Consider the following 26,590-nt stretch of genomic DNA (forward strand, 5'->3'; position numbering starts at 1 on the left):
TTTGGGCTGTACAGTACCATCAAGAAAGGAGCGGTCAATCCCCTATGAGAACGGATAAAAGCCGCAAACGGTTCGTATTCCTCTGTGTGGCACCGGCTACCATCCTGTTTTTCCTCTTTATGATCCTGCCCACCCTCAACGTGTTCCGCATGAGTTTGTATGAGCGGGGTGCCTATTCTCCCAACGAGACCTTTGTGGGGCTTAAAAACTTCCAGCATCTGCTGCAGGACGCCCAGTTCATCCGCTCCATGCAGAATATGATCCTGCTGGTGGTAACGGTCACCCTGATCACCTTCGCCTTTGCACTGGTATTTGCCGCCATCCTCACCCGGGAGAAGATCAAAGGCCAGAACTTTTTCCGCATCATCTTCTACATCCCCAACATCCTGTCGGTGGTCGTCATCTCCGGCATCTTCTCTGCCATCTATAAGCCGGAAAACGGCATGCTGAACAGCATCATCGGCCTGTTCCGCAACATGAGCGACCCCATCCTGTGGAAGGGCGAAAAACTGGTCATCCCCTCCATCATCATTGCCATGGTGTGGCAGGCCATCGGCTACTACATGGTCATGTACATGGCCTCCATGTCTGCCGTGCCCATCAGCCTGTACGAGAGCGCCAATCTGGACGGTGCAGGGCGGCTGACCCAGTTCTTCCAGATCACCATCCCCCTCATCTGGACGAATATCCGCACCACCTTGACCTTCTTCATCATCTCCACCATCAACATGGCCTTCCTCTTCGTCAAGGCCATGACCAGCGGCGGGCCCAACGGCGCATCGGATGTGGCGCTGAGCTATATGTACAGTCAGAAAGACGCTGGCCTGTATGGTTACAGTATGGCCATCGGCGTGGTAATCTTCCTGTTCTCGTTTGCCCTGTCCGCCTGTGTCAACAAGGTCACCAACCGCGATACGCTGGAATTTTAAGGAGGGAAGAAGATGCAGAATACCACCGAAAAATCTTCCCGCTCTGCGGAAGGTCTGTACAAGTTTTTCATCTATTTTGTGCTGGTTCTGCTGGCCGTTACCATCATCGTGCCGGTGGCATGGGTGTTCATGGCCTCCATCAAGCAGAATGCAGAGTTCTACGGCAACCCCTGGGCACTGCCCGCCGGGTTCTACTGGCAGAACTTTGTCAACGCATGGAACGGCGCGAAAATGGGCGAATATATGCTCAACTCGGTCATCGTCACCGCGCTGGCGCTGGCACTGCTGCTGGTCGTTGCCCTGCCCGCCGCCTACTGCCTGTCCCGCTTCCACTTTAAGGGGCGCAAGGTACTGAACACCCTGTTCATGGCGGGCCTGTTCATCAACGTGAACTACATCGTGGTGCCCATCTTTTTGATGCTGCGGGACGGCGATGTGTGGCTGAAAAACCACTTTGGCAGCAGTTTTCTGCTGAACAATCTGGTGGTGCTGGCAGTGGTGTATGCTGCCACGGCCCTGCCCTTTACCATCTACCTGCTGTCGGGCTATTTTGCCACCCTGCCCCACGATTTTGAAGAGGCCGCCTATATCGACGGTGCAAGCTACTTCTCCACCATGACCCGCATCATCTTCCCCATGGCAAAGCCCTCCATCATCACCATTATCCTGTTCAACTTCCTGTCCTTCTGGAACGAGTATATCATCTCCATGACCCTGATGAGCTCCACCAAGGCACCCCGCACCCTGCCGGTAGGTCTTTTGAACCTGATGCAGGCGCAGCAGAGCGCCGCCCAGTACGGTACCATGTACGCAGGCCTTGTGCTGGTGATGCTGCCCACCCTGATCTTGTACATCTGCGTGCAGCGGCAGCTGACGCAGGGCATGACCGTGGGCGGTCTGAAAGGTTAAGGTGACAGACGATGAAAGCATATTGGAAAAACCATCCCGCCCTGCGCATGATCCTGATGCTGGTGCTGTTCGTACTGGCACTGGTGCTGGTGGTGTCCGGCTGGAAAATGACCGGGCAGCTGGCTGGTCTTGGCATCATGCTGGTGGGCGTAGCGTTGCTGTTGGCTGTTCTGGCCATTTATAATGCGCCCTATCAGGATTAAGGATAAGAGAGGTAAAGGAGAATCCCTATGGACGAAATGAGAAAGACCGGCCGGGTCACCATTCCCACAGACCTGGACGTTGTGCCCGAAACGCTGGAGATCTTAAAAAAGTGGGGTGCTGATGCCATCCGCGACTGCGACGGCACCGACTTTCCGCAGCAGCTGAAGGATGCCGATGCAAAGATCTACTCGACCTATTATACCACCCGCAAGGATAACGCATGGGCAAAGGCGAATCCGGACGAGGTGCAGCAGTGCTACATCATGACCGGCTTTTACACCGCCCCCGGCGACACCGTGACCATCCCGCTGATGAAGGGCATCAGCCCGGAGCTGATGCAGGTGAACACCAACGACGACATCACCCGCTGGTGGGAGGTCATGGACCGCACCACCGGTCAGCCGGTGCCGCCGGAGCAGTGGAGCTATACGAACGGCAGCGTGACCGTGCAGGCCGTGCCGTTCCATGAGTACACGGTCAGCTTCCTCGCCTACCTCATCTGGGACCCGGTGCATATGTACAACGCTACCACCAACGGCTGGACGAACTTTGAGCACCAGATCACCTTTGACGTGCGTCAGCCCAAGACCCACAAGTATTCCATGGAGCGCCTGCGCAAATTTATCGCAGAGCACCCCTATGTCAACGTCATCCGCTACACCACCTTCTTCCACCAGTTCACCTTGATCTTCGACGAGCTGAAGCGGGAGAAGTTCGTGGACTGGTATGGTTACTCTGCTTCGGTCAGCCCTTATATCCTCAACCAGTTCGAGCAGGAAGTGGGCTACAAGTTCCGCCCGGAGTACATCATCGATCAGGGCTACTATAACAACCAGTACCGGGTGCCCAGCAAGGAATTCCGGGATTTTCAGGCCTTCCAGCGCCGTGAGGTGGCAAAGCTGGCCAAGGAGATGGTGGACATCACCCACGAGTGCGGGTGCGAAGCCATGATGTTCCTCGGCGATCACTGGATCGGCACCGAGCCTTTCATGCCGGAGTTCAAGACCATCGGACTGGATGCCGTGGTGGGCAGCGTGGGCAACGGCTCCACCCTGCGCCTGATCTCTGACATTGAGGGCGTGAAGTACACCGAGGGCCGTTTTCTGCCGTACTTCTTCCCCGACACCTTCCACGAGGGCGGCGACCCGGTGCGGGAAGCCAAGGAGAACTGGGTTACAGCCCGCCGCGCTATCCTGCGCAAGCCCATCGACCGTATCGGCTATGGCGGCTATCTGAAACTGGCCTTACAGTTCCCGGAGTTCGTGGACTACGTGGAGAGCGTCTGCAACGAGTTCCGCGAACTGTACGAGAACATCAAGGGCACCACACCCTACTGTGTCAAGCGAGTGGCCGTGCTGAACTGTTGGGGTAAAATGCGGGCTTGGGGCTGTCACATGGTGCATCACGCCCTCTATTACAAGCAGAACTATAGCTATGCCGGTGTCATTGAGATGCTGTCCGGTGCGCCCTTTGATGTGAAGTTTATCAGCTTTGAGGATATCAAGAACGACCCGCATCTGCTGGATTCGTTGGATGTCATTATCAATGTCGGCGATGCCGACACCGCACACACCGGCGGCATCTGGTGGGAAGACCCGGAGATCTCCTCCGCTATCCGCAAGTTCGTCTGGAACGGCGGCGGCTTTATCGGCGTGGGTGAGCCTTCCGGTCACCCGTATCAGGGCCACATTCTCCAGCTTGCCAGTGTGCTGGGCGTGGAGGAAGAAAACGGCTTCACCCTCAACTACGACAAATACAACTGGGAGGAGCACCCCGACCACTTTATCTTGCAGGACGCCGACCAACCCGTGGACTTTGGCGAGGGCAAAAAGAACATCTACGCCCTTGAGGGCACCGAAGTGCTGGTGCAGCGAAACAAAGAAGTGCAGATGGCGGCACACGACTTCGGCAAGGGTCGTGCCGTGTACATCAGCGGTGTGCCTTACAGTTTTGCCAACAGCCGCACCCTTTACCGCGCTATCCTGTGGAGTGCCCACAGCGAGGAGGAACTGCATACATGGTTCAGCTCCAATTATAATGTAGAAGTTCACGCCTATGTCAAGAACGGCAAGTATTGTGTGGTGAACAACACGTACGAGCCGCAGGACACCACCGTTTACACCACAGACGGCAGCAGCTTTGCTCTGCATCTGGATGCCAACGAGATCAAGTGGTATGAGATCTAAGTTCTCCTTTTCATAAACGAACACAACGGGCAGCTCTGTTACCAGAGCCGCCCGTTGTGTTTACTGTATCTGCCGATAACTCAACCTGTGTCAATCGAACGCTGCAATGGAGATGGCTGGAAACGCAGAAATTTAGTAGTGCGAGCGTAATAGACCTGCAGAAAAAGAAACTGCCCGTGCGAGTATGCGTAAGATGGTGAAACACTTACTGAAAAAATTTAAGTATCCACCGGTGGAATATGATACGGCAATCAGCACGGTCATTAGCCAGTGTGAGATGTGAACTGACAACATGGTAGTATGAATTGTATGAAATGTCGTTGATTTGTGCTTGACAATCGGATTCCTTTCCAGCAAAATGAGCCTTGACTGTGCACGGCAGATCTACAAGTATGCAAAAAGCTGCCCGTCTGTTCGATAAGGAAAAGAAAGTGAGTCTATGACCGCCGTAATCTGCGCTTTATCAATGTAAAGGCGCGGCGTTCTCGCCCGCGTTACAGAATATACTCCATCTGCCGCTCCTTGGTTTTCATGCCCATTTTTTCATAAAAGTGCTCTGCCGAAGTGTTCCCCGCCCAGACGTTCAGGGTCACCTCGTAGCAGCCCAGCGCTTTTGCCTGCTGCTTTACATAGTCAAACAGGCTTTCCCCGATGTGCTGCCCGCGCGCCTGCTTATCAATGCACAGGTCGTCAATGAACAGCGACTTGAAGGGCACCATGTTGGTGGAAAAAGGCTGCTCCTTCAGCTGACAGAAGGCATAGCCCATGCACACATCATCCTCGTTCACGGCAACGTAGATGGGCTTATCCTCCTGCTTCAAAAGTTCTGCCAGCTCACAAACGGTGTATTTTGTGGTGCCGGGAATAAAAATATCCGGGCGTATCTCTGCATGGATCTGCAATACCTGCCCCAGCAGTGCAAGCAGTCTGGGAATGTCTTTTTCCTCGGCTTTACGAATGTTCATTTTTTTGCTCCTTCCATTTTCTGGTTTTTGCATTTCCAGTATACCACACCGGGCGGCACTGGAAAAGAGAAAATGCAACCACCGATAGCAAACAAAAACGCGAGCGACCATTTTGACTGCTCGCGTTTTTATATGTTGGACAGGCTGCTTACACAAGATACGGGTCCAGCAGAGCATCTACCTCTTTTTTGCGCTTGGGAGAGGGGCTTTTCACGGCACGGCCGCGGCAGACCACCAGCTCCAGATGCTGCAAAGCCCGCAGATCCTCCAGCGGGTTTTCGCGGGTCACGATAAAATCTGCGCTCTTGCCGGGCGCGATAGAGCCGGTCACATCGCCGATGCCCGCCAGCTGCGCGTTGCGCAGGGTGGCTGTGTAAAGGGCAAAACGGTTGCTCACACCGCAGTATTTGTGGAAGTAGCACAGCTCCCGCCAGAAATCGTACTGGGTGATGTAGGGGCAGCCCACATCGTTGCCCAAGCCCACCGGAATGCCGTTTGCAAGCGCGGTCTTGGCGCTTTCGACTACGCCGTCAAAGACGATCTTGCCGTTGTACTGGTCTTTTTCCGATGCGCCCGAAACGGCGGTGTCAAACAGGGCGTAGGGCAGTGCGGGGGAGATGGTCGTGCACAGGAAAGCGCCCCGCTCCTTGTACAGACACACCGTCTCCTCGTCCATTTTAGCACCGTGCTCAATGGAGTCTACGCCGTTCTCCAGCGCAGCCTTCACGCCCGCAGGGGATTCGGTATGGGCGGCAACGGTGTAGCCTTGCTTGTGGGCTGCATCGCAGACGGCCTTGATCATCTCCGGCGGCATCTTCATCTCGCCGGGAGTGCCCTTTTCGGTGGCGTCCAGCACGCCGCCGGTGATCATCAGCTTGACAAGGTCTACCTTCTGTTCACTGGCCTTTTTCAGCTGCGCCAGCGCCTCGGCGTTGTTGTGCGCCGCCACTGCTACCGAGCCTGCCATGTGTCCGCCGGGCACCGAGATACCCTCGTTGGCGGCCAGAATGCGGGGTGCCAGAACCTTCCCGGCGGCGCTGTCGTCCCGGCAGCGGGTGTCAAAGTCCGCAATGCCGCCCACGGTGCGCACGGTGGTCACGCCGCCCAGCAGTTCCAGCTTGGCATAGCTACATACCAGCCGGTAGGCGATGGCACGGGTCAGCCCGTTACTCAATATTTTGCGTACCAGCGCTACATTATCCCGGGGCTTTGCGCTGGTTTTACCGTTACCCGCCAGATGGACGTGCAGGTTGATGAGCCCCGGGCAGAGATACCCGCCGTGCAGGTCGATGACCTCGTAGCCGTCAAGGCTTACACCCGCATCTGCAATGGCGGTGATCTTGTCGTTCTCGGTCAGCAGCGCTTTGCCCCGTATCGGCTCCATCTGCTCGGTGCCGTCCAGAAGAATACAGTTTGTGTATGCGCGCTTCATGTGCTCCATCCTCTTTCCGTTTTATTTTGCATTATCCGTCCAATTTCTCCTGTGCCCGGTATTGCAGCGCTTCCAGCAGGGAGTCCTCGTCCAGCAGGGGCTTACCGGCAAGGTCGGCCACGGTGCGGGCTACCCGCAAAATACGGTCATGCGCCCGGGCAGAAAGCCCCAGTGCATCGTAGGAGCTGCGCAGCAGCTGCTCCGCACCGGGGGTCATACGGCAGATACGCCGCACCTGCCCGGCGTTCAGCTGGGCATTGCAGTGCACCCCTTTAAAGCCCGGGGCAGCGTAGCGCTTGGCCTGAATGGTGCGGGCAGCAAGCACCTGTTTGCGCAGCTCGGCACTGCTCTCGGAGGGCGCGGCGGCGTGTAGCTCGTCAAAGGCGATGGGGTCCATCTCCACGCACAGGTCGATGCGGTCCAGAAGCGGGCCAGACACCCGGCTGCGGTACTGCCGCACCGCACTGGGGGAGCAGGTGCAGGCGCGGGTGGGGTGGCCGTAGTAGCCGCATTTGCAGGGGTTCATGGCGGCTACCAGCTGAAAGTGGCTGGGGTAGGTGGCGCTTCCGGCGGCGCGGCTCACGGTGATCTGACCGTCCTCCAGCGGCTGGCGCAGCACCTCCAGACTTTCACGGGAAAACTCCGGTAATTCGTCCAAGAACAGCACCCCGCAGTTGGCAAGACTGCACTCGCCCGGACGGAACTGTGCCCCGCCGCCGGCTAGGGCGGCAGAGCTGGCCGAGTGGTGCGGGCTGCGGAAGGGGCGGGCAGAGATCAGCCCGCGTCCCTGCGGCAGCTGCCCGGCGATGGAGTAGATTTTGGTCGTTTCCACCGCTTCCTCCCGGGTCAGGGGCGGCAGGATGCCCGGCAGCCATTTTGCCAGCATGGATTTGCCAGTGCCGGGTGCGCCCGTTAAAAGCACATTGTGCCCGCCTGCGGCCGCAATGACCATGGCGCGCCGCGCCAGAGACTGCCCCATTACGTCCGCAAAATCCGGCACCTGCTGCCATGCGTCCTCCGGGTCAAAGGGGATGGCGGCGGCAGGGGAGAGTGGGCGGATGCCCTTCAGCGCCTCCACCACCTCCCGGGCGGTATGGGCAGGGTAGACGGTCATGGTGTCGGCACAGGCTTCGGCTGCCTCGGCAGCGTTCTCTGCCGGGACATACAGCGCCCGGATACCGTGCTCGGCGGCAGCCAGCGCCATGGGCAGCACGCCGGATACCGGGCGCAGACTGCCGTCCAGTGCAAGCTCGCCCAGAAAGGCGGTGTCAGCGGAGATATCCTCCAGCTGCCCGCTGGCAGTCAGCAGCGCCAAAAGCAGCGGCAGATCGTACACCGGGCCGGTCTTGCGCACATCGGCGGGGGCAAGGTTGATGGTAATGCGCCGGTCCGGGAAGCGGAAGCCAAGGTTTTTGATGGCAGCGCGCACCCGGTCGGCGCTTTCCCGCACGGCAGAGTCCGGCAGGCCGACGATGGAAAATGCGGGCAGCCCGCCGGAAACATCGGCCTCCACTGCAACGGCAAAGCCGCACAGTCCGTTCAGGCCAAAGCTGTTGGTAACAGAATACATGGTGTCCCTCCCTGCATGGCGCATGGTTTGTCAAAAATGCCAAAAGTGGAAAATAATGGATATATCTGCTATGCTTCGACAATTTTTACTGTTTGAAATCATTATAGTAAAGCACAGGAAAGTTGTCAATGCAGCAGAAAGGAGAACGAGAGATCATGACAAATGGGGAATGTTGCCGGTATATCCGTACCTATTCAGAGCTGGAGGGCTTGCAGCACGCCTGTACGCTGGTATACTGTGCCGCAACCACCCCGCAGGGGGTGCTGGCACAGCTGCGCCGGGAGCAGGGCGGCAAGGTGCGCAGCAGCACAGTGCTTGCCCCGGCAGACAGCTTTGGCCGGATAATGCGGCTGCTGCGCTACCTGTGCGAAAACGGCGTGGGGCCGGAGCAGTGGCTGGAGGTGCTGGAGGATGTGCACCAGCCCTACCAGCTGCTGGATACATCAAAAAACGCAATGAATATGGCAGAAGAACCGGTTTTTTGTGGTATTTGTCGGTTTTAAGGGCACAAACTTCGGCCATTTTACGCAATTGACATAAGCGGAGCAAGAGTTTATAGTATAAATAGGTTTATACAAACCATTTCGATCCGGGGAAAAAGATTTTAAACAAAGGTAAGGTGTACAAGATGTATCTGGATGAATACAAGCGCTGGCTGGCAGCGGATCTGGAGGATGCAGACCTGAAGCCGGAGTTGGCTAAGGTCGAAGGCAATGACGATGAGATCAAGGATCGCTTTGCTGTGGCGCTGAAGTTTGGTACCGCAGGCCTGCGCGGCGTGCTGGGTGCCGGTACCAACCGCATGAACATCTACGTTGTCCGTCAGGCAACGCAGGGTCTGGCAAACTGGGTGCTGACCCAGGGCGGTACCCAGACCGTGGCCATCAGCTACGACAGCCGTCTGAAGAGTGATGTCTTTGCCAAGACCGCCGCAGGCGTTCTGGCAGCCAACGGCATCAAAGTGCGCATTTATGATGCCCTGATGCCTGTGCCCGCTTTGAGCTTTGCTACCCGCTACTATAACTGCAACGCCGGTATCATGGTCACTGCTTCCCACAACCCGGCCAAGTACAACGGCTACAAGGCCTATGGCCCGGACGGCTGCCAGATGACCGATGACGCCGCCGCCATCGTCTACGACGAGATCCAAAAGACCGACGTGCTCACCGGTGCAAAGTACGTCTCCTTTGCCGAGGGCGTGGAGAACGGCATGATCCGCTTTGTGGGCGATGACTGCAAAAAGGCCCTGTACGATGCCATTGAGGCACGTCAGGTGCGCCCGGGTCTGTGCAAGACTGCCGGTCTGAAGCTGGTGTACAGCCCGCTGAACGGCTCTGGCCTTGTGCCCGTGACCCATGTGCTGAACGATATGGGCATCACCGATATTACCATCGTGCCCGAGCAGGAGTACCCCAACGGCTACTTCACCACCTGCTCCTACCCTAACCCCGAGATCTTCGAGGCCCTGAAGCTGGGTCTGGAGCTGGCCACCAAGACCGGCGCCGACCTGATGCTGGCTACCGACCCCGATGCCGACCGCGTGGGCATTGCCATGAAGTGCCCGGACGGCAGCTATGAGCTGGTGTCCGGCAACGAGATGGGTGTTCTGCTGCTGGATTACATCTGCGCAGGCCGTATCGAGAAGGGCACCATGCCCAAGAACCCCGTGGCAGTCAAGTCCATCGTGTCCACCCCGCTGGCAGACGCTGTGGCAAAGCACTACGGCGTGGAGATGCGCAATGTGCTGACCGGCTTTAAGTGGATCGGCGACCAGATCGCCAACCTCGAGGCTGCCGGTGAGGTCGATCGTTTCATCTTCGGCTTTGAGGAGAGCTACGGCTATCTGGCCGGTCCCTACGTCCGCGATAAGGATGCCGTCATCGGTTCCATGCTCATCTGCGAGATGGCCGCTTACTACCGCAGCATCGGTTCCTCCATCAAGCAGCGTCTGGAAGAGATCTACGCTCAGTACGGTCGCTACCTGAATAAGGTGGACAGCTTCGAGTTCCCCGGCCTGACCGGCATGGAGAAGATGGCTTCCATCATGCAGAAGCTGCGCGACCAGCCCCCTGTGGAGCTGGCAGGCCATAAGGTGGTCAAGGTGACCGACTACAAGAAGCCGGAAGAGACCGGCCTGCCCGCTGCCAACGTGCTGATCTACACGCTGGAAAACGGCGCTACCGTGGTGGTGCGTCCCTCCGGCACCGAGCCGAAGATCAAGACCTACTTCACCACGCTGGGCAAGGATCTGGCCGAGGCACAGGCACAGAAGGACGCTCTGGCTGCTGCCATTGAGCCCATCCTGAAGTAAAACTATCCCAAAGCATTTGCAGGGCTGCTGCACGTTTTTGTGCAGCAGCCCTTTTTGTGTTCACCGGAGCAAAAGCTTTCCCCCGCAAGGGATGAAGGTTTAAGAGGAAATATGCAGCACAGATGCACTTTTGCTGTGTAAAATCGGTTGAAGTTTGCGCTGTGATACGCTATAATAAAACATGGTTTATTATAAGCAGCTGTGAGTGCGCAGCGCGGCACAGCGGCAGGGTAGGTGGAAGAGATGGAAAAAACTGTATCGGCGGTATTGGTGGCGGCGGGTTCCTCCACCCGCATGGGCTTTGATAAGCTCAGCTTTGATCTGGGGGACGAAACGGTGCTGCACCGCAGCATCCGCGCCTTTGCCCAGTGCCCGCAGGTCACCGAACTTGTGCTGGTGGCAGGCAAAAACCGGGAGTTTGTGGCGCAGCAGGCGGCGGACTGCCCAAAGCCTGTGCAGATCGTAGCGGGCGGGGCTACCCGTGCCGAGAGCGCAAAAAACGGTGTGCTGGCAGCACACGGAGAACTGGTGGCAGTGCACGATGCTGCCCGCCCCTTTGTGAGCGCGGCGGTCATTACGGCAGCGCTGGAAGCTGCTGCCCGCTGCGGTGCGGCTGCCCCGGCGGTGCCGGTGAAGGATACCATCAAGGCCGCTGCTCGGGGCGATGGCAAGACCGTGCCCCCGGACTGCGCGGTGCACACCACCCCGGACCGCAGCACCCTGTATGCGGTGCAGACCCCCCAGTGCTTTGACCGTGCAGCGTACCTTGCGGCACTTGCAGAACTGGACGAGGCCCGCGCCCGCCTTGTTACCGATGACTGCAGCCTGTTTGAGCTGACCGGACGCCCGGTGCAGCTGACGCAGGGCGACTATGCAAACCTGAAGATCACCACCCGGGAGGATCTGCCCCGCCCGGCACAGAGGAAGGAAACCGAAATGCGTATTGGACACGGCTATGACGTACATCGTTTGGTAGAGCAGCGCAAGCTGATCCTTGGCGGGGTGGAGATCCCCTTTGAAAAAGGCCTGCTGGGGCATTCGGATGCAGATGTGCTGACCCATGCGGTGATGGATGCCGTGCTGGGTGCAGCGGCACTGGGGGATATCGGCCAGCATTTCCCGGACAATGACCCGGAGTACGCCGGTGCCGACAGCTTGAAGCTGGCCTGCCGCGTGGCGCAGATCCTCAAAGAGCACGGCTGGCGCATCGAGAACATCGACGCCACCCTGCTGTGTCAGCGCCCCAAGCTTGCACCCCATATCCCGGCCATGCGTGCCAATCTGGCGGCGGCTTTCGGCCTACCGGTAGAGGCGGTAAGCGTAAAGGCTACCACCGAGGAGCATCTGGGCTTTACCGGCGAGGGACTGGGCATCGCCGCCCATGCAGTCGCCCTGATCGAAGCTGTGTAAGGGGGGCACACACGCATGACACTGAATGCGATCATCGCAAATTTTCAGACCTTTAAAATTGTTGATCTGCTGGATATCATCATCATCGCGTTTCTGATCTACCAGCTGCTGGGCATCATCAACCGCACCCGCGCCGGGCAGCTGGCCAAGGGTGCGCTGCTGGTCATGGTCGTGTATCTGGTGGCCAACACCCTGAATATGCGCACCGTTACATGGCTGCTCAACTCGCTGCTGCAGGTCGGTCTGCTCACCCTTGTGGTGCTGTTCCAGCCCGAGATCCGCCGCGCACTGGAGCGCATGGGTCAGACCGACCAGTGGGCGTCCAAACTGTTCAACGTAAAAGGACGCTACAACGACCCCAGCCTCAAGGGTGCGTGGCGCAGCGCTATCATTGCCATCTGCGATGCCGCCGAGCGCTTTTCCGAGACCAAGACCGGTGCACTTATCGTGCTGGAACGCCACACCAACCTTTCCGAGATCGTGCGCACCGGCACCCCGGTGAACAGCGCGGTCAATCTGGAGGTGCTGGGCACCATCTTCTACGAGGGCACGCCCCTGCATGACGGTGCCGCCATCATTGAGAATGGTCGCATCAAGGCGGCGGGCTGCGTGCTGCCCCTTTCCAACAATCTGGATCTGGGCAAGGATATGGGCACCCGCCACCGCGCCTGCCTTGGCATTGCGGAAAACTCCGACGCCATTGCCATCGTGGTCAGCGAGGAGACCGGCATCATCTCCATGGCCAAAAATGGTGTGCTGATCCGTCATTTTGATCGCCAGAGCCTGTATACCCGGCTCATTGATGAGATGATCCCCAAGGAGTCTACGGTGGAAAAGAACACCGCCGACAGCTGGGTGGAACAGGCGAAAAAGCTGTGGAACTGGATCAGCCAGAAGGGGGAGGACGAGCAGCAATGAGCAACCAGCCGAACAAGACGAATGGCGCAAAGCCTGCCGTCCGCAAAAAAAAGAATCTTCTGGATGACCGCCGCATCCGGCTGGCACTGTCCGTGCTGGGTGCCATCGTTGCGTGGATGGTAGTCACCATCATCGTCCAGCCCGGCACCACCAACACCATTTATAATGTGCCGGTGGATTACACCTACGACTCCGCTGCCTACACCTCCCGGGGCCTGAGCATCGTCAGTGCCGAGGATAAGACCGTGAATCTGAAGCTCTCCGGCGATGGCTACACCATCGGCGGGCTCAGCGCCTCGGATTTTGTGGTCTACCCGGACTGGTCCAGCGTGCGCGACAGCGGCGAAAAGACCCTGCGGCTGCTGGTGCGCGGCGCAAACGGTCTGCTCAACGGCGTGACCGTGACCATGGAGGGCAGCGACAACACGGTGGATGTGGTGTTTGACGTGGTGGAGGAAAAGACCCTGCCCGTTACCGTTACCACCAATTATCTGCGCATTGCAGACGGCTATATCCTTTACAGCACCGAGGTCTCCAAGGAGACCGTCACCCTGTCCGGCCCCAGCAGCGAGCTGAGCAAGGTGGCTACCTGCACTGCCGAGGCATCCTATGACAGCGAGCTGACCGAGTCGGTCACGCTGGACACCCCCCTGCGCTTCTACACCAGCGGCGGCAAGGAGGTCAAGTTCCAGTACACCACGCTGGAAGAGAGCAACGTGGACGTGACGTTGCAAGTGTACAAGATGGCCACCCTGCCGGTGAAGGTGAACTTTATCAACGCACCGCGCGGGTTCGATAACTCGGTGCTGAGCTATGCCCTCAGCTGCAAGCAGCTCAAGGTGGCGGGCCCGGCAGAAAAAATCGACGCCTTGTCCACCTTGTCCATCGGCACCATCGACCTTTCCACCTTCAGCCTGAACAAGGTGTACGAGATGCCCATTGAGCTGCCGACAGATATCTATCTGCTGGACAATATCTCCACCATTACAGTCAGCTTTGACTGCTCCGGGCTGGAGACTAAGACCATGAACCTGCCCGCCAGCTGCGTGCAGGTGGTCAATCTGCCCTCTACCTATCAGCTGACGGTGGAGACCGAGCGTCTGATGAACGTCATCCTCTGCGGCCCCAAGGGCGCTATGGAGACCCTGACCCCCGAGCAGGTGGTCATTGAGATCGATGCCGAGGACTTTGCTGTGGCTACCGGCCAGCAGAACATTGCCTGCCGGCTGTATGTGCCCTCCAACGGCAAGATCTTTGCACTGGGCAGCTATGTGCTGCAGTGCCGCATCGAAAGCAACTAAAGTAAAAGGAAAACACAACAAATGATTCTGGTTCGCAACATCCGTCTGCCCCTCTCCGCAGGGGAGCCGCAGGCATTTGAAAAGGCGCTGCACACCCTGCGGGTGCCCCGCAGCAAGGTAGAGCACACCGGCGTGGCAAAGCTATCGGTGGATGCCCGCCATGGCCAGCCCAAGCTGGTGTATACCGTGGCAGTCACCCTGAAGCAGCCCGGGGAGGAAACCGCCCTTGCGGCGCGCTGCCCGGACGCCGCCCTGCACCGCCGGGCAGACTTTACCCTGCAACCCGGCACCCAGCCGCTTGCGCACCGCCCTGTGGTGTGCGGACTGGGCCCGGCGGGGCTGTTTGCGGCCCTGCTGCTGGCACGGCAGGGGTACCGCCCCATCGTGCTGGAGCGCGGCCCTGCGCTGGATGCCCGTGTGCAGGCGGTGGAGCACTTTTCCGCCACCGGTCAGCTGGACCCCAATGCCAACATCCAGTTCGGCGAGGGCGGCGCAGGCACTTTCTCGGATGGCAAGCTGACCACCCGCATCGGGGATGAACTGTGTGATTTTGTCACCGAGGTGTTTTTGCAGCACGGTGCCCCGGCAGAGATCGCGTGGAAGCAGAAGCCCCATGTGGGCACCGACCTGCTGCGCGGCGTCATCACCTCCATCCGCAAGGAGATCGAGTCTCTGGGCGGCGAGGTGCACTTCAATACCGCCCTTACCGGGCTGGAACGCAAAAACGGTCAGCTTGTGGGCATCACTACCACAGACGGCAGCTTTGCCTGCGAGGCGCTGGTGTTTGCAGTGGGGCACTCGGCACGGGATACCTTCAGCATGCTGATGGACAGCGGCCTTGTGCTGGAATGCAAGCCCTTCAGCGTGGGCTTCCGCGCCGAGCATCTGCAAAGCGAGATCGAAAAAAGCCTGTACCACGAGGCCGCCGGGCATCCGGCGCTGCCCCGGGGCGAGTACCAGCTCTCCCAGCACGTTGGCGAGAGGTGCGTGTACACCTTCTGTATGTGCCCCGGCGGTCAGGTGGTGGCTTCGGCCAGTGAGGAAGAGCGTGTTGTGACCAACGGCATGAGCTACCACGCCCGCAGCGGCAAAAACGCCAATGCGGCGGTGGTGGTCAGCGTAGGCGGGGCAGATTTTGCAAACGACCCTCGCCGCGCCATTGCCTTCCAGCGGGAGCTGGAAGCAAAAGCCTACGCCGCCGGTCGTGCCGCCGGAGCTTACGCCGCCCCGGCAGAGAATGTGCAAAGCTTTCTGGAAGGGCGCGGGCAGCTGCATATTGGTAGCGTGCAGCCCACCTACGACCGCGGTGTGACCGCCGCAGATCTGGGCGCACTGCTGCCCGGGGAGTTAGCGGACACCCTGCGGGCGGGTCTGCGCGCCTACGAGCGCAAGATCGCGGGCTACACTGCGCCGGACGCCATCCTGACCGGCCTTGAGACCCGCACCAGCAGCCCGGTACGGCTTAAGCGGGAAGAGGACTTTGTGTGCACCCAGCTGGCAGGGCTTTACCCCTGCGGCGAGGGTGCGGGATATGCGGGCGGCATTATGAGCGCCGCCGTGGATGGCCTGCGGGTGGCCCGCGCCATCATCAGCCGGTATGCACCGGCAGAAGGGTGAGAAAATTTTGATGTACGATCGTGAAAACGATAACCGAAATAACGAAGGCCGACAGGTACAGCAGGAGCTGGAAGACCAGCTGCGCGCCTTTGGCGACACCATGACCGATGCCTTTGCCCACGGCTTTGAGGGCAGGGGCATGGATATCGGTGACCGGGCGTGGGATGTGGGCAAAGCCGCCGTCCATGCGGCCAACTATGGCATCGGGGAGGCGGCAAAGGTCTTCCGGCAGGGGCGCAGAAGTTCCCCCTACGGGGATGCAAAGCAGACCTCTAACGAAGGTGCTGCGGATGCCGACCCCGCCGGGATGCCCGACTGGTTCCGGCAGATCTTTGCAAAGCCGGAGCCTACCCCGGTGGAAAACATCCGTATCAGCGCAAAAAAACGATATAGCGCAGGCTGCACGCTGCTGGCTGTGGGCATTACCTTTGCGGTGATCTTCGGTCTGGGCGGCATTGGCTGCATTGTGGCAGCGGAGGCCTTTCTGCCCGGCCTTATTACGGAGACCGTGATCGGTGACACGGTGGCCACGGCCGCGGAGGGCATGACCTATACCTTTACCACCGGCGCTTCCATGGCCACGACGGTGCTGGAGATCACAGGCAATGTGTTGACCCTTGTTGCCTGCGGCTTTGGCGCGATGATCGCCGCCGGTGCCTCCCGGCTGTCGGCCTCCAAAAAGCTGCGCCTGCTGGCAGATACAGCCGAAAAGCTGAACGTACAGAAGGGGCTTTCGGTGGAGATGCTGGCAGATCTGACCCACCAGACCAAGAAAAAAGCGCTGAAAAAGCTGCGCAGCTACATCCATAAGGGCTGGCTGAACGCATGGCTGGACGATGACATCGAGACGCTCTACCTGACGGCAGAGGACTACCGCGCCGCCAAGGAAGCTGCCGCTGCCGCTGCCGCCGTGCAGCCGCAGCCGGAAAAGGTGGAAACCGGCGATGCTCCGCTCAATCTCGATACCGCTCGCCGCTTTGCTGCCGTGCTGGAAAAAGAGCAGCAGCTTATGCAGGACGCACAGGCGCGGGAAGAACTGGCCGCCATGCACAAGACCACTACCGCCATCTGCGACTGGCTGGAAGCACACCCGGAAAGCCAGCCCAAGACCCGCCGTTTTGCGGAATATTATATCCCCACCACCCTCAAGCTGCTGCACACCTATAACGATGTGCAGGGGCAGCAGGGCGAAAACGCCGAGACCATCCGCCGGGATATCGCGGGCATCCTGCATACTTTGAATCAGGCGTATGAGAACTTGTACAACAATCTGCTTTCGGACGTAGCCATGGATATTTCTTCCGAGATCGCCGCTTTGCAGGGAATGCTGGCCAACGACGGCCTGACCGGGAGGGAATTTGAATGACCTACCGTGCTTGGGAACAAAAACCGCTGGACCGCACCGCTGTGCGGGAGTTGACCGCCGCCATTGCCGAGCAGGCAGCGGCACAGCTGGAAGAGCAGGCCATGGACGAAGCGCCGTGGTCAGACGAAAAATATAAGGCTGTGCTGGCTGCGCAGCAGAAGGAAAACGCTCTGCTGGCGGGTATCCTTGCCGCCCGGGGCATCACCGACCCCGCCGAGGCGCTGACCTTACTGGCAGGGGAGGAGGCGCTTTCCGACCCCGCCCTGCTGACCGATATGGACGCCGCCTGCCAGCGCATCTGGCAGGCCATCGACAACGGCGAGACCATCGCGGTTTTTGGTGATTACGATGTGGACGGCGTGACCGCTACCGCCCTGCTGTACCAGCATCTCAAGGGCATGGGCGCGACCGTCAAGTGTATGCTGCCCAGCCGCGAGGGGGACGGCTACGGCCTGTCCAAAAACGCCATTCAGTCCATGCACAACAAGGGCTGCACTCTCATCGTGACGGTGGATAACGGCATCTCTGCCGTGGAAGAAGCCGACTTTGCGGCTTCGCTGGGCATGGACCTGATCATTACCGACCACCATCTGCCGCCGGACACCCTGCCCAAGGCTGTGGCGGTGGTTGACCCCCGCCGGGAGGACGACCACAGCCCCTTCAAGGGTCTGTGCGGCGCGGGTGTAGCCTTCAAGCTTTGCGCTGCGCTGGACGGCTGTCCGCCGGAGGAGATGCTGGATTACTGCGGCGACCTTGCCGCCGTGGGCACGGTGGCGGATGTGATGCCGCTGGTGGGGGAGAACCGCACCCTTGTCAAGGCTGGGCTGCGGCAGCTGCAACAGACCGACCGCCCCGGCTTTGGGGCACTTTTAGAGGAAGTCGGCCTTGCGGGCAAGCCCATCACTGCCGAGAATATCAGCTACGCCATCGCGCCCCGCATCAATGCGGCAGGCCGCATGGATAACGCCGTTACCGCTTTGCAGCTGGTGCTCTGCGAGGACCCGGACAGGGCTGAGGAGCTGGCGCACAAGCTTGGCGAGATCAACGCCCACCGGCAGGAGACCGAGCAGCAGATCTTCAAAGCCGCCGAGGAATTGCTGGAGCAGCAGCCCGAGCGGCTGGACGACCGCATCATGCTGCTGTGGGGACGGGACTGGCACCCCGGCGTCATCGGCATCGTGGCGTCCCGGCTGGTGGAACGCACCGGACGCCCGGTCATCGTGGTCACCATTGACGAGCACGGCGAGGGCAAGGGCAGCGGACGCAGCGTGCAGGGCTTTAACCTGCACGCCTGCATCGGCTCCTGTGCCGACCTTCTGGTGCGCTATGGCGGCCACGCCATGGCGGCGGGACTTTCCGTCCGGGAAGAAAACCTGCCCGAACTGCGCCGCCGCCTGAACGAGTGGGCGGCCCGGGAGTGCCCGGTGCTGCACACCCCGCCGCTTACCTGTGACGTGACCATCCATCTGGACCGTATCACGGTGGAAAGCGTGCGGCACTTGGATCAGCTGGCACCCTACGGAGCGGAGAACCCCACCCCGGTTTTCCTGCTGCAAAGTGCCATGGTGGACGGCGTGTACCCGGTATCGGAAGGGCGGCACAGCCGCCTGCGGCTGCGGCAGGGCAATAGCTGCCTGTACGCCGTCTGGTTCGGGATGCCCGCCGAGCAGCTGCCCTACGCGCTGGGCGATGTGGTGGACGCGGCACTGAACCTTTCGGTGTACGAGTCCGCCCGAGGGGCGCAGCTCTCCGGCCGCATCATCGACCTGCACCCGGCAGGGCTGGGCGCAGAGCTGGCGCGGCAGGCTGCACTGGTGCAGGCGCTGCGCCGGGGCACCCCCCTGACTGAAGAACAAAAGAAACAGATTGCTCCCGCCCGCACGGATATCATTGCCGTGTACCGGGAATTGCAGTCCCGCCGCTGGCACGCCGAGGATCTGCAGCCCCTGTGCGCAAAGCTGGGCGAGGAGCAGACCGGCAAAACGCTGGTGGCAGTTGCCGCTTTGGAGCAGGTGGGGCTGATCACCGCAGCGGAAAAAGGCGGGGCAAAATTCTGGGAGCTGGTGCCGACAGCAGGCAAAAAGAACCTTGCCGATGCCCCCATCCTGAAATGTCTGGAGGAACTATAAATGCCTGAGGGAAAGAAAAATACTGCACCGGTCCCGGCTCCGGTACGGGACGAGGACGGCTACTCTGCCAAGACCCATCTGCACCAGCCGGTGCAGGAGACCGCCACCGTAGCCGCTACGGCACTGCTGGCAGACGCGCCGGAGGGGGCGCTGCCCTCTGAGGTGCGCCCGGAGATCGTAACATGGGAAAAGCTGTGCGAGGCCATTCAGGCCAGCGGCAAGGCTTACAATATGGAGATGATCCAAAAAGCCTACGAGCTGGCCAACAACGCCCACAACGGTGTGTGCCGCCGCAGCGGCGAGCCCTATATCTGCCACCCGCTGGCAGTTGCCCGGCTGGTGCTGGATCTGGGCATGGACTCCGAGAGCATCGCCGCCGCCCTGCTGCATGACGTAGTGGAGGATACCCCCACCACGCTGGACGACCTGAAAGCCGCCTTTGGCGAGGAAGTGGCACTGCTGGTGGACGGCGTGACCAAGCTGACCAAGATCCAGTTCTCCAATATTGAAGAATTGCAGGCCGAGAACCTGCGCAAGATGCTGCTGGCTATGAGCCGGGACGTGCGTGTGATGATCATCAAGCTGTGCGACCGGCTGCACAATATGCGCACCGGCGACGCTTGGCCGGAGCAGAAGCGCCGCGACAAGGCCCGCGAGACCATGGAGGTGTACGCTCCCATCGCCAACCGCCTTGGCATTCTGAACGTCAAGGAGGAGCTGGAGGATCGCAGTCTGCATTATCTGGACCCCGTGGGCTATGCCGAGATCAGCCGGATGCTCAGCGAGCGCGCCGGTGAGGAGTTTTTGATCAAGGTGTCCGGCGTCATCGAGCGCCGTCTGGTGGAAAGCGGCATCGAGGGTGCCACCATCAAGCGCCGGGTCAAGAGCATCTACGGCATCTACCGCAAGACCATCATGCAGAATAAGTCCTTTGACGAGATCTACGATATCTACGCGGTCCGTGTCATTCTGGATTCTCTGGCCGAGTGTTACAGCACCCTTGGCCTCATCCACGATATGTACCATCCGCTGCCCAACCGCTTTAAGGACTATATCTCCACCCCCAAGCCCAACGGCTACCAGAGCCTGCACACCACCGTCATCGGGCACGAGGGCATCCCCTTTGAGGTGCAGATCCGCACCCGCAAAATGGACGAGCAGGCCGAGTACGGCGTTGCCGCCCACTGGAAGTACAAGGAGGGCCGCGAAGGCCACGATAAGCTGGACGACCGTCTGGCATGGGTCAGCCAGCTGCTGGAAAACCAGCGCCTGAGCGAGGATTCCGGTAACCTGCTCCACGATCTGAAGAGTGACCTGCTGCCGGAAGAAGTGTTCGCCTTTACCCCCAAGGGCGATGTCATCAACCTGCCCACCGGTGCTACCTGCATCGACTTTGCCTACGCCATCCATTCGGCGGTGGGCAACCGCATGGTGGGCTGTAAGGTGAACAACCGCATGGTGCCCATCGACCATGTGGTGGCTACCGGCGAGATCATTGAGGTGCTGCTGGGCCCGGCAGATAAAGGCCCCAGCCGCGACTGGCTCAAGATCGTGCGCACCAGCGAGGCCAAGAGCAAGATCCGCAACTGGTTCAAGAAGATGCGCCGGGAGGAGAATATCCAGCAGGGACGGGACGCCTTGGCCAAGGAGCTGCGCCGGGAGATGATCATCATCCCGGATGACCAGTTGGATGACTTTATCGACAGCTGCTCCCGCCGGATGCGCCAGAACAGCGCCGAGGAACTGTACGCCGCCATCGGTTACGGCGGCATGACCATTGCCAACTGCCTGCCCAAGCTCAAGGAAGAGTGGCAGAAACTCAAGGCTGCCGAGGCCGAAGAAAATAAGTCGGTGGAGGATCTGCCCAAGGTGGACCTGAGCCGCGTGCACGCCACCGACGGCGTGGTGGTGGAGGGCTTCGATAACACCCCCATCAAGTTTGCCAAGTGCTGCAGCCCGCTGCCCGGCGACCCTATCGTGGGCTTTATCACCCGCGGCTTCGGTGTTTCCATCCACAAGCAGACCTGCGCCAACGCCGTTGCCAGCATGAAGGATCCCTCCAACGCTCCCCGCTGGGTCAAGGCATACTGGGCAGACAGCGTCAAGGACAGCTACAAGGCCGGGCTGGAGATCATTGCCCTGAACCGCAACGAGCTGCTGCAGGATGTGCTCAGCGCGCTGGCGGATATCCGGGTGCCCATCTATGCCATGAACGCCCGTCAGGTAGAAAACAACTGCGCCGTGGTCAGCCTGACCATCGGCATCAACAATACCGAGCACCTCAACCGTGTGGTGGCGCGCCTTTCCAAGGTGCGGGATGTGCTCAAGGTGACAAGGAGTTAACGCAATGCGAGCAGTCATTCAGGCCGTATCCTCCGCCAGTGTGCGGGTGGAAGGCGGCGAGCCCCGCGCCATCGGGCCGGGCATCATGATCCTGCTGGGGGTCAGGGACACCGACACGCTGGACATCGTGCCAAAACTTGCCGATAAATGCGCGGGTCTGCGCATTTTCCCGGATGCGGAGGGCAAGCTGAACCTGAGCGCCCGGGATCTGGGCTATTCCGCGCTGGTGGTCAGCCAGTTCACCCTTTACGGCGACACCAAAAAGGGCTACCGCCCCAGCTTTATCAAGGCTGCAAAGCCGCCCCTCTCGGTGGATGCCTACGAGCTGTTCCTTGCCGAGATGGGCAAGCACGGCCTCAAGGACGTGCAGCACGGCGAGTTCGGCGCGCACATGCAGGTGTCGCTGGTGAACGAAGGCCCCTGCACCATCATCATTGATACCGACGAGTGGAAGAAGAAGGAGTAACGATGCAAGGCTTTCACATTCCTGCGGCACCGCCGCTGTATACCAACACCTTTCTGCTCATCTCCGATGCAGGCCATGCCGTGGTCATCGACCCGGCGGCAGAGGTGCACAGCTACGACGAAATTTTAAAGCAGCACAACGCCACCCTTACCACCATTCTGTGCACCCACGGCCACTACGACCATGTGGGCAGTGCGGCTGCGCTGAAAGCAGAGTGGAACGCCACCCTCTACTGCGAAAAGGCAGACCTTGCCGGCGACAGGATGTACCCGCTTTCCGCTGCGGACTGCGGCTACACGGAAGGCGAGCAGATCGCGGTGGACGAGCTGCGCTTTACCGCGTGGCACACCCCCGGCCACACCCCCGGCAGCGTGGTGCTGCTGTGCGGCGAGCATCTGTTCTGCGGCGATACACTGTTTGCAGGCAGCATCGGCCGCACCGATCTGGAGGGCGGCAGCAGCGCACAGATGGCAGACAGCTTGCGCAAGCTGGCACAGCTGCCCATCCCCCGCGAAACACAGGTGCTGCCCGGCCACGGCGAATTTTCCACCTTTGGCGCGGAGCTGGACAACAACTATTATATCCGCAGCGCCCTGCGCGGCGGCAACGACATTTTTTAAAGAGAGAACAACATGAAGATCTATATCACTGGGCTGCCCTCCGGGTACGAGGTGGAGCATCTTGCCCGCCTGTTTTACCCCATGGCACCCTTGACCCTGACCCCGCCGGAGCCTGCCGAGGACTGTCTGTGGGCAGAAAAGACCGATACCGGTCTGCGGGTGCTGGTGCGGCAGGGAGAAAAGAGCAAAACGCTGGAAGCCCCGCTGCCGCTGCCGGTGGAGCAGGGCGGGGAAACGCCGGAGTTTGCCCTTGCCAGCCTGACTTATGACCTGCTGCGCTCGTGGACGGGCATCCGCCCGCCTTGGGGCAAGATGACCGGTGTGCGCCCTGTGCGGCTGATCCACGATAAGCGCGCCGCCGGGTGGAGCGCAGAGCAGATCGACCGTTTCTTTTTGCAGCGGTTCGACTGCTCGGAGCAAAAATACGAAATGGCAAAGGAAATTGCCGACTTGCAGGAGCCGATCTTGCAGCTGGGCAGTGCGCCCAAGACGTACAGCCTGTATATCGGCATCCCGTTCTGCCCCTCCCGGTGCAGCTATTGCAGCTTTGTCAGCTGCAATCTGGACCGCGACCGCAAGCTGGTGCAGCCCTATGTGGACTGCCTGTGCAAAGAGGTTGCAGAGATTCGGGTGCAGGCCGAGCGTGCCGGGCTGACTTTGTGCAGCATCTACATCGGCGGCGGTACGCCCACCAGCCTTTCCGCTGCCCAGCTGCGGCAGCTCATGGGCACCGTGCGGGAGAATTTTGACCTGAGCAAGGTCGTAGAATATACCGTGGAGGCAGGCCGCCCGGACTGCACTGACGCCGAAAAGCTGGCGGTCATCAAGGAATACGGCGCTACCCGCATCTCCATCAACCCCCAGACCTTCTCGGACACGGTGCTGGCTAACATCGGCCGCAAGCACTCGGCACAGGATATTCTGGCTTGCTACGCCGATGCCCGCTGCGCCGGGCACGAGGACATCAACATGGACCTCATTGCCGGTCTGCCCGGCGATACGGTGGAGGGCTTTGAGCACAGCCTGCGGCAGGCCATTGCCTTGCAGCCGGAGAACATCACTGTCCACACCCTTACCCTCAAGCGTGCGTCCCGCATCGTCATCGAGGATCAGAAGGAGAACGACTACGCGGACGTAGCCGCCATGCTGGAAAAATGCCATCTGCTGGCCGAAGCGGGCTACCGCCCCTATTACCTCTACCGGCAGAAGAATACGCTGCAAAATCTGGAAAACGTGGGCTGGTGCAAGCCGGGTCACGAGGGTTACTATAATATTTATATCATGGAGGAAGTCCAGACCATCCTCTCGGCAGGTGCGGGCGGCAGCACCAAATTGGTGGCCGATGGGGGCAAACGGATGCAGCGCATCTTCAATTTTAAGTATCCGAACGAGTATATCCAGCGCTTTGCGGAGGTACTGGACCGGAAAAAAGGAGTGGCTGAGTTTTATGATCACGATCTGGGTACCGAAACGACTGGTTGAAGTAGACCTCTATAATGTAGCAGCCCGCAGCCCGCAGGCGCTGGCCGAGCTGAGCGAGAATAGCTACGCCCGGCGGGTGCAGTATGCTGCCCAGAAGGTGCGCGGCTCCGGAGCAAAGATCGTTATGCTGACCGGACCTTCCGCCAGCGGCAAGACCACCAGCGCCCACTGTCTGGCAAAGGCTCTGGTGCAGCAGGGCACCCCGGCACAGGTAGTCAGTCTGGACAACTTTTTTAAAGGCGCTGCCTACTACCCCAAAATGCCGGACGGCACACTGGACTATGAAAACCTTGAAACACTGGATCTGCCCCTCATCAAGCAGTGCCTGCACCAGCTCAGCGAGACCGGCAAGACCGAGCTGCCCATCTATGATTTTGCCACCGAGCAGCGCTCTGCCGCGGTGGAACCCATCGATCTGCAGGGCGGTGTGTGCATCGTGGAGGGTATCCATGCCCTCAACCCGGAGCTGACCGGCCTTGTGCCGGACGACCAGATCTACCGCATCTACGCCGGTCTGCGGGAGGAATACTGCATTGACGGCCGCCGGGTCATCAATACGCAGGATATCCGCCTGTGCCGCCGCACCCTGCGGGATGCCGCCGCCCGTGGCCGCAGCCCCGCCAAGACCCTTTCTATGTGGGACAGGGTGCTGGACGGTGAGACCCGCTATATCAAGGGATTCAAGGCCACCGCAGACTTCCTGCTGGACACCTCCTTTACCTACGAGCTGGGACTGATCTCCCGGCTACTGGGCGAGGTGCGCCGTCAGTTCACGCTGGAAGACCATAACGCAGAGCTGTGGGACGAGACTGCCCGCCGGTTTGAGCAGGTGGATCCGCTGCCGCTGGAACTGCTGCCCGCCGATAGTATGCTGTGCGAGTTTTATGGCAGCCGCACCTAACCGGTGAAAAATGCGTAAAATTTGTTTCCAAACCAGCACCAAACTGTAAAAATTGCGGGGCATTCGTTGCAATTGCCATAACGCTGCGCTATAATGGGAATACAACCCCGGTATGGCGCGGGATGCGCCGCTATCTGCAGAGAATACTGCCAGAATAAGAGAGGTGTCTTTTATGGATTTTAACAAGATCAAAGCAATGGGTCTGGAATATGCCGAAAAGGGCAAGAACGCTGCCATGGATCTGGCCGAAAAGGGCAAGACGCAGGCGCTGCTGGTCAACGAGCAGGGTAAGCTGCTCAAGGCACAGCGTCAGCTGGGTGCACTGGTGTACAGCCTTGCCAAGGGCAAGGAGGAAAACCAGCCGCTGGTGGATAAATACATCGAGATGATCGATACCATCGAGCAGGAGATCACCCGCCTGAAGGCTACCCTGACCCCTGCCGAGGCTTCTGAGGTGGACTACGAAGCCCCCGTGGAGGAGGCAGAAGAAGCTGCCCCGGAAGAGCCCGCTCAGTCTGCCCGCAAGACCTGCCCGCAGTGCGGCGCGCCCGTCTCGGACGATGCACTGTTCTGCAATAAGTGCGGCGCACAGCTGTAAGCCCGTAACCGGAAAAGCCTGCAACAGGGCGGTATCCCCCACAGGATGCCGCCTGTTTTTGTGAAAAGCGCAGAAAACCATGAACAAAGCGGGGAAATTGCGGTTTTTGCTTGAAAAACCGCAGCGGCTGCGGTAAAATCTACAATATCTTTTTGAAAAGGAGATGGAACGTGTGCTGGACTGGAAACCACAGCCGCCCTATACGGCGGAGCAGCTGCTGCAGGTGATCCGCATCCTGCGGGACCCTGAAAACGGCTGCCCGTGGGATAAAGTGCAGACCCATGCTTCCATCCGCAAAAATTTTCTGGAAGAAACCTGCGAAGCGCTGGAAGCCATTGACGCAGACGACGCCGTTCTGCTCCGGGAGGAGCTGGGAGACGTGCTGATGCAGGTGGTGTTCCACGCCGCCATGGAGGAAGAGCGAGGACGCTTTACCTTTGAGGATGTGTGCCGCAATGTCTGCGAAAAGCTGGTGTTCCGGCACCCCAACATCTTTGCATCCTCCGCAGCGGAAAACGCTGGTATAAATGGCTGGGATGCGCTCAAAAATAAGGAAAAGGGACGCACCACCCTTGCCGACGAGCTGGCCACCGTGCCCGCTACGCTGCCCGCGCTCATGCGGGCGCAAAAGCTGCAAAAGCGTGCCGCCGGGCATGGCCTTGGGCAGCAGGATGCAGCCGCAGCGCAGCATCAGCTGGAAGCCGCCGTGCAGGACTTTGCCAAGGCAGAGGAAGCCGCAAAGCAGGAAGCCGCTGGCCAGCTGCTGTTTGCAGCGGTGAACGCCGCCCGGCTTGCGGGGGTGGATGCAGAAGAAGCACTGACCTTTGCGTCCAAGCGCTTTGCACAGCAGTGTCTGGAACAGGAACAACGCGGTACTCAGGTCGAATGACCTGCTCCGATAGAACGAGAGAATTCAAGACAAAAATCAGATGG

At 59.7% G+C, this 26,590-nt stretch carries 22 protein-coding genes and 1 pseudogene; 20 read left to right on the forward strand and 3 right to left on the reverse strand.

Annotated elements, in window-relative coordinates:
- Nucleotides 1–44: 44 nt before the first annotated feature.
- The 5 genes and pseudogenes from MTP39_RS06160 to MTP39_RS06180 all read left to right on the forward strand — a co-directional run.
- Nucleotides 45–929, forward strand: a complete 885-nt coding sequence (locus tag MTP39_RS06160; RefSeq protein WP_249241869.1) for a carbohydrate ABC transporter permease — start codon at nt 45–47, stop codon at nt 927–929.
- A gap of 12 nt (nt 930–941) precedes the next feature.
- Nucleotides 942–1,838: a carbohydrate ABC transporter permease gene (locus tag MTP39_RS06165; RefSeq protein WP_249241870.1), complete on the forward strand. Its 897-nt coding sequence runs from the start codon at nt 942–944 to the stop codon at nt 1,836–1,838.
- A gap of 11 nt (nt 1,839–1,849) precedes the next feature.
- Nucleotides 1,850–2,041 carry a DUF6903 family protein gene (locus MTP39_RS06170; protein WP_249241871.1) on the forward strand — a complete coding sequence of 64 codons (192 nt, stop codon included), beginning with the start codon at nt 1,850–1,852 and terminating at the stop codon, nt 2,039–2,041.
- A 27-nt stretch (nt 2,042–2,068) separates the two neighbouring features.
- A complete protein-coding gene (gene gnpA / locus MTP39_RS06175) occupies nt 2,069–4,228 on the forward strand; it encodes a 1,3-beta-galactosyl-N-acetylhexosamine phosphorylase (protein WP_249241872.1) in 2,160 nt (719 codons plus the stop codon).
- Between the two features lie 160 nt (nt 4,229–4,388).
- Nucleotides 4,389–4,511, forward strand: a pseudogene (locus MTP39_RS06180) (type I restriction enzyme endonuclease domain-containing protein); the annotation flags it as partial.
- Between the two features lie 211 nt (nt 4,512–4,722).
- Here MTP39_RS06180 and MTP39_RS06185 read toward each other — a convergent pair.
- The 3 genes from MTP39_RS06185 to MTP39_RS06195 all read right to left on the reverse strand — a co-directional run bounded on the left by MTP39_RS06185 (nt 4,723) and on the right by MTP39_RS06195 (nt 8,195).
- Nucleotides 4,723–5,193: a GNAT family N-acetyltransferase gene (locus tag MTP39_RS06185; protein WP_249241873.1), complete on the reverse strand. Its 471-nt coding sequence runs from the start codon at nt 5,191–5,193 to the stop codon at nt 4,723–4,725.
- Nucleotides 5,194–5,341: 148 nt separating this feature from the next.
- Nucleotides 5,342–6,625 (reverse strand): amidohydrolase family protein, encoded by a 1,284-nt coding sequence (locus MTP39_RS06190; protein WP_249241874.1) that lies wholly within the window; start codon nt 6,623–6,625, stop codon nt 5,342–5,344.
- 31 nt (nt 6,626–6,656) lie between these two features.
- Nucleotides 6,657–8,195, reverse strand: coding sequence for a YifB family Mg chelatase-like AAA ATPase (locus tag MTP39_RS06195; RefSeq protein ID WP_249241875.1), 1,539 nt, complete (start codon nt 8,193–8,195; stop codon nt 6,657–6,659).
- A gap of 128 nt (nt 8,196–8,323) precedes the next feature.
- On the opposite strand from MTP39_RS06195, the gene MTP39_RS06200 reads away from it, so the two are divergent.
- The 15 genes from MTP39_RS06200 to mazG all read left to right on the forward strand — a co-directional run bounded on the left by MTP39_RS06200 (nt 8,324) and on the right by mazG (nt 26,546).
- Nucleotides 8,324–8,698 carry a hypothetical protein gene (locus MTP39_RS06200; protein ID WP_249241876.1) on the forward strand — a complete coding sequence of 125 codons (375 nt, stop codon included), beginning with the start codon at nt 8,324–8,326 and terminating at the stop codon, nt 8,696–8,698.
- Between the two features lie 125 nt (nt 8,699–8,823).
- Complete coding sequence (locus MTP39_RS06205) at nt 8,824–10,506, forward strand: phospho-sugar mutase (protein WP_249241877.1); 1,683 nt, start codon at nt 8,824–8,826, stop codon at nt 10,504–10,506.
- A 243-nt stretch (nt 10,507–10,749) separates the two neighbouring features.
- Nucleotides 10,750–11,916, forward strand: a complete 1,167-nt coding sequence (gene ispF / locus MTP39_RS06210) for a 2-C-methyl-D-erythritol 2,4-cyclodiphosphate synthase (RefSeq protein WP_249241878.1) — start codon at nt 10,750–10,752, stop codon at nt 11,914–11,916.
- A gap of 15 nt (nt 11,917–11,931) precedes the next feature.
- Nucleotides 11,932–12,834: a diadenylate cyclase CdaA gene (gene cdaA / locus MTP39_RS06215; RefSeq protein WP_005926885.1), complete on the forward strand. Its 903-nt coding sequence runs from the start codon at nt 11,932–11,934 to the stop codon at nt 12,832–12,834.
- The gene (locus MTP39_RS06220; protein ID WP_249241879.1) at nt 12,831–14,135 is read left to right on the forward strand and encodes a CdaR family protein; all 1,305 of its coding nucleotides are present in this window, start codon (nt 12,831–12,833) and stop codon (nt 14,133–14,135) included. The genes cdaA and MTP39_RS06220 overlap by 4 nt, the downstream gene beginning before the upstream one ends.
- Before the next feature lie 21 nt (nt 14,136–14,156).
- Nucleotides 14,157–15,752 carry an NAD(P)/FAD-dependent oxidoreductase gene (locus MTP39_RS06225; RefSeq protein ID WP_249241880.1) on the forward strand — a complete coding sequence of 532 codons (1,596 nt, stop codon included), beginning with the start codon at nt 14,157–14,159 and terminating at the stop codon, nt 15,750–15,752.
- Nucleotides 15,753–15,762: 10 nt separating this feature from the next.
- Nucleotides 15,763–17,118, forward strand: coding sequence for a 5-bromo-4-chloroindolyl phosphate hydrolysis family protein (locus MTP39_RS06230; RefSeq protein WP_249242042.1), 1,356 nt, complete (start codon nt 15,763–15,765; stop codon nt 17,116–17,118).
- Complete coding sequence (recJ, locus tag MTP39_RS06235; RefSeq protein WP_249241881.1) at nt 17,115–19,247, forward strand: single-stranded-DNA-specific exonuclease RecJ; 2,133 nt, start codon at nt 17,115–17,117, stop codon at nt 19,245–19,247. Before MTP39_RS06230 ends, recJ begins: the two co-directional genes overlap by 4 nt.
- The gene (locus MTP39_RS06240) at nt 19,248–21,590 is read left to right on the forward strand and encodes a RelA/SpoT family protein (RefSeq protein WP_249241882.1); all 2,343 of its coding nucleotides are present in this window, start codon (nt 19,248–19,250) and stop codon (nt 21,588–21,590) included.
- A gap of 4 nt (nt 21,591–21,594) precedes the next feature.
- Nucleotides 21,595–22,056, forward strand: coding sequence for a D-aminoacyl-tRNA deacylase (gene dtd, locus MTP39_RS06245; RefSeq protein ID WP_249241883.1), 462 nt, complete (start codon nt 21,595–21,597; stop codon nt 22,054–22,056).
- A gap of 2 nt (nt 22,057–22,058) precedes the next feature.
- Nucleotides 22,059–22,676, forward strand: a complete 618-nt coding sequence (locus MTP39_RS06250) for an MBL fold metallo-hydrolase (protein WP_117948238.1) — start codon at nt 22,059–22,061, stop codon at nt 22,674–22,676.
- A 12-nt stretch (nt 22,677–22,688) separates the two neighbouring features.
- Entirely contained in the window at nt 22,689–24,158 is a 1,470-nt protein-coding gene (hemZ, locus tag MTP39_RS06255) for a coproporphyrinogen dehydrogenase HemZ (RefSeq protein WP_249241884.1), read from the forward strand.
- Nucleotides 24,124–25,059, forward strand: a complete 936-nt coding sequence (locus MTP39_RS06260; RefSeq protein WP_249241885.1) for a uridine kinase family protein — start codon at nt 24,124–24,126, stop codon at nt 25,057–25,059. Before hemZ ends, MTP39_RS06260 begins: the two co-directional genes overlap by 35 nt.
- A gap of 172 nt (nt 25,060–25,231) precedes the next feature.
- Entirely contained in the window at nt 25,232–25,657 is a 426-nt protein-coding gene (locus MTP39_RS06265) for a zinc ribbon domain-containing protein (protein ID WP_249241886.1), read from the forward strand.
- A gap of 163 nt (nt 25,658–25,820) precedes the next feature.
- Complete coding sequence (mazG, locus tag MTP39_RS06270; RefSeq protein ID WP_249241887.1) at nt 25,821–26,546, forward strand: nucleoside triphosphate pyrophosphohydrolase; 726 nt, start codon at nt 25,821–25,823, stop codon at nt 26,544–26,546.
- Nucleotides 26,547–26,590: the final 44 nt, after the last annotated feature.

Source organism: Faecalibacterium sp. I3-3-33 (genome assembly GCF_023347295.1).
GTDB lineage: Bacteria > Bacillota > Clostridia > Oscillospirales > Ruminococcaceae > Faecalibacterium.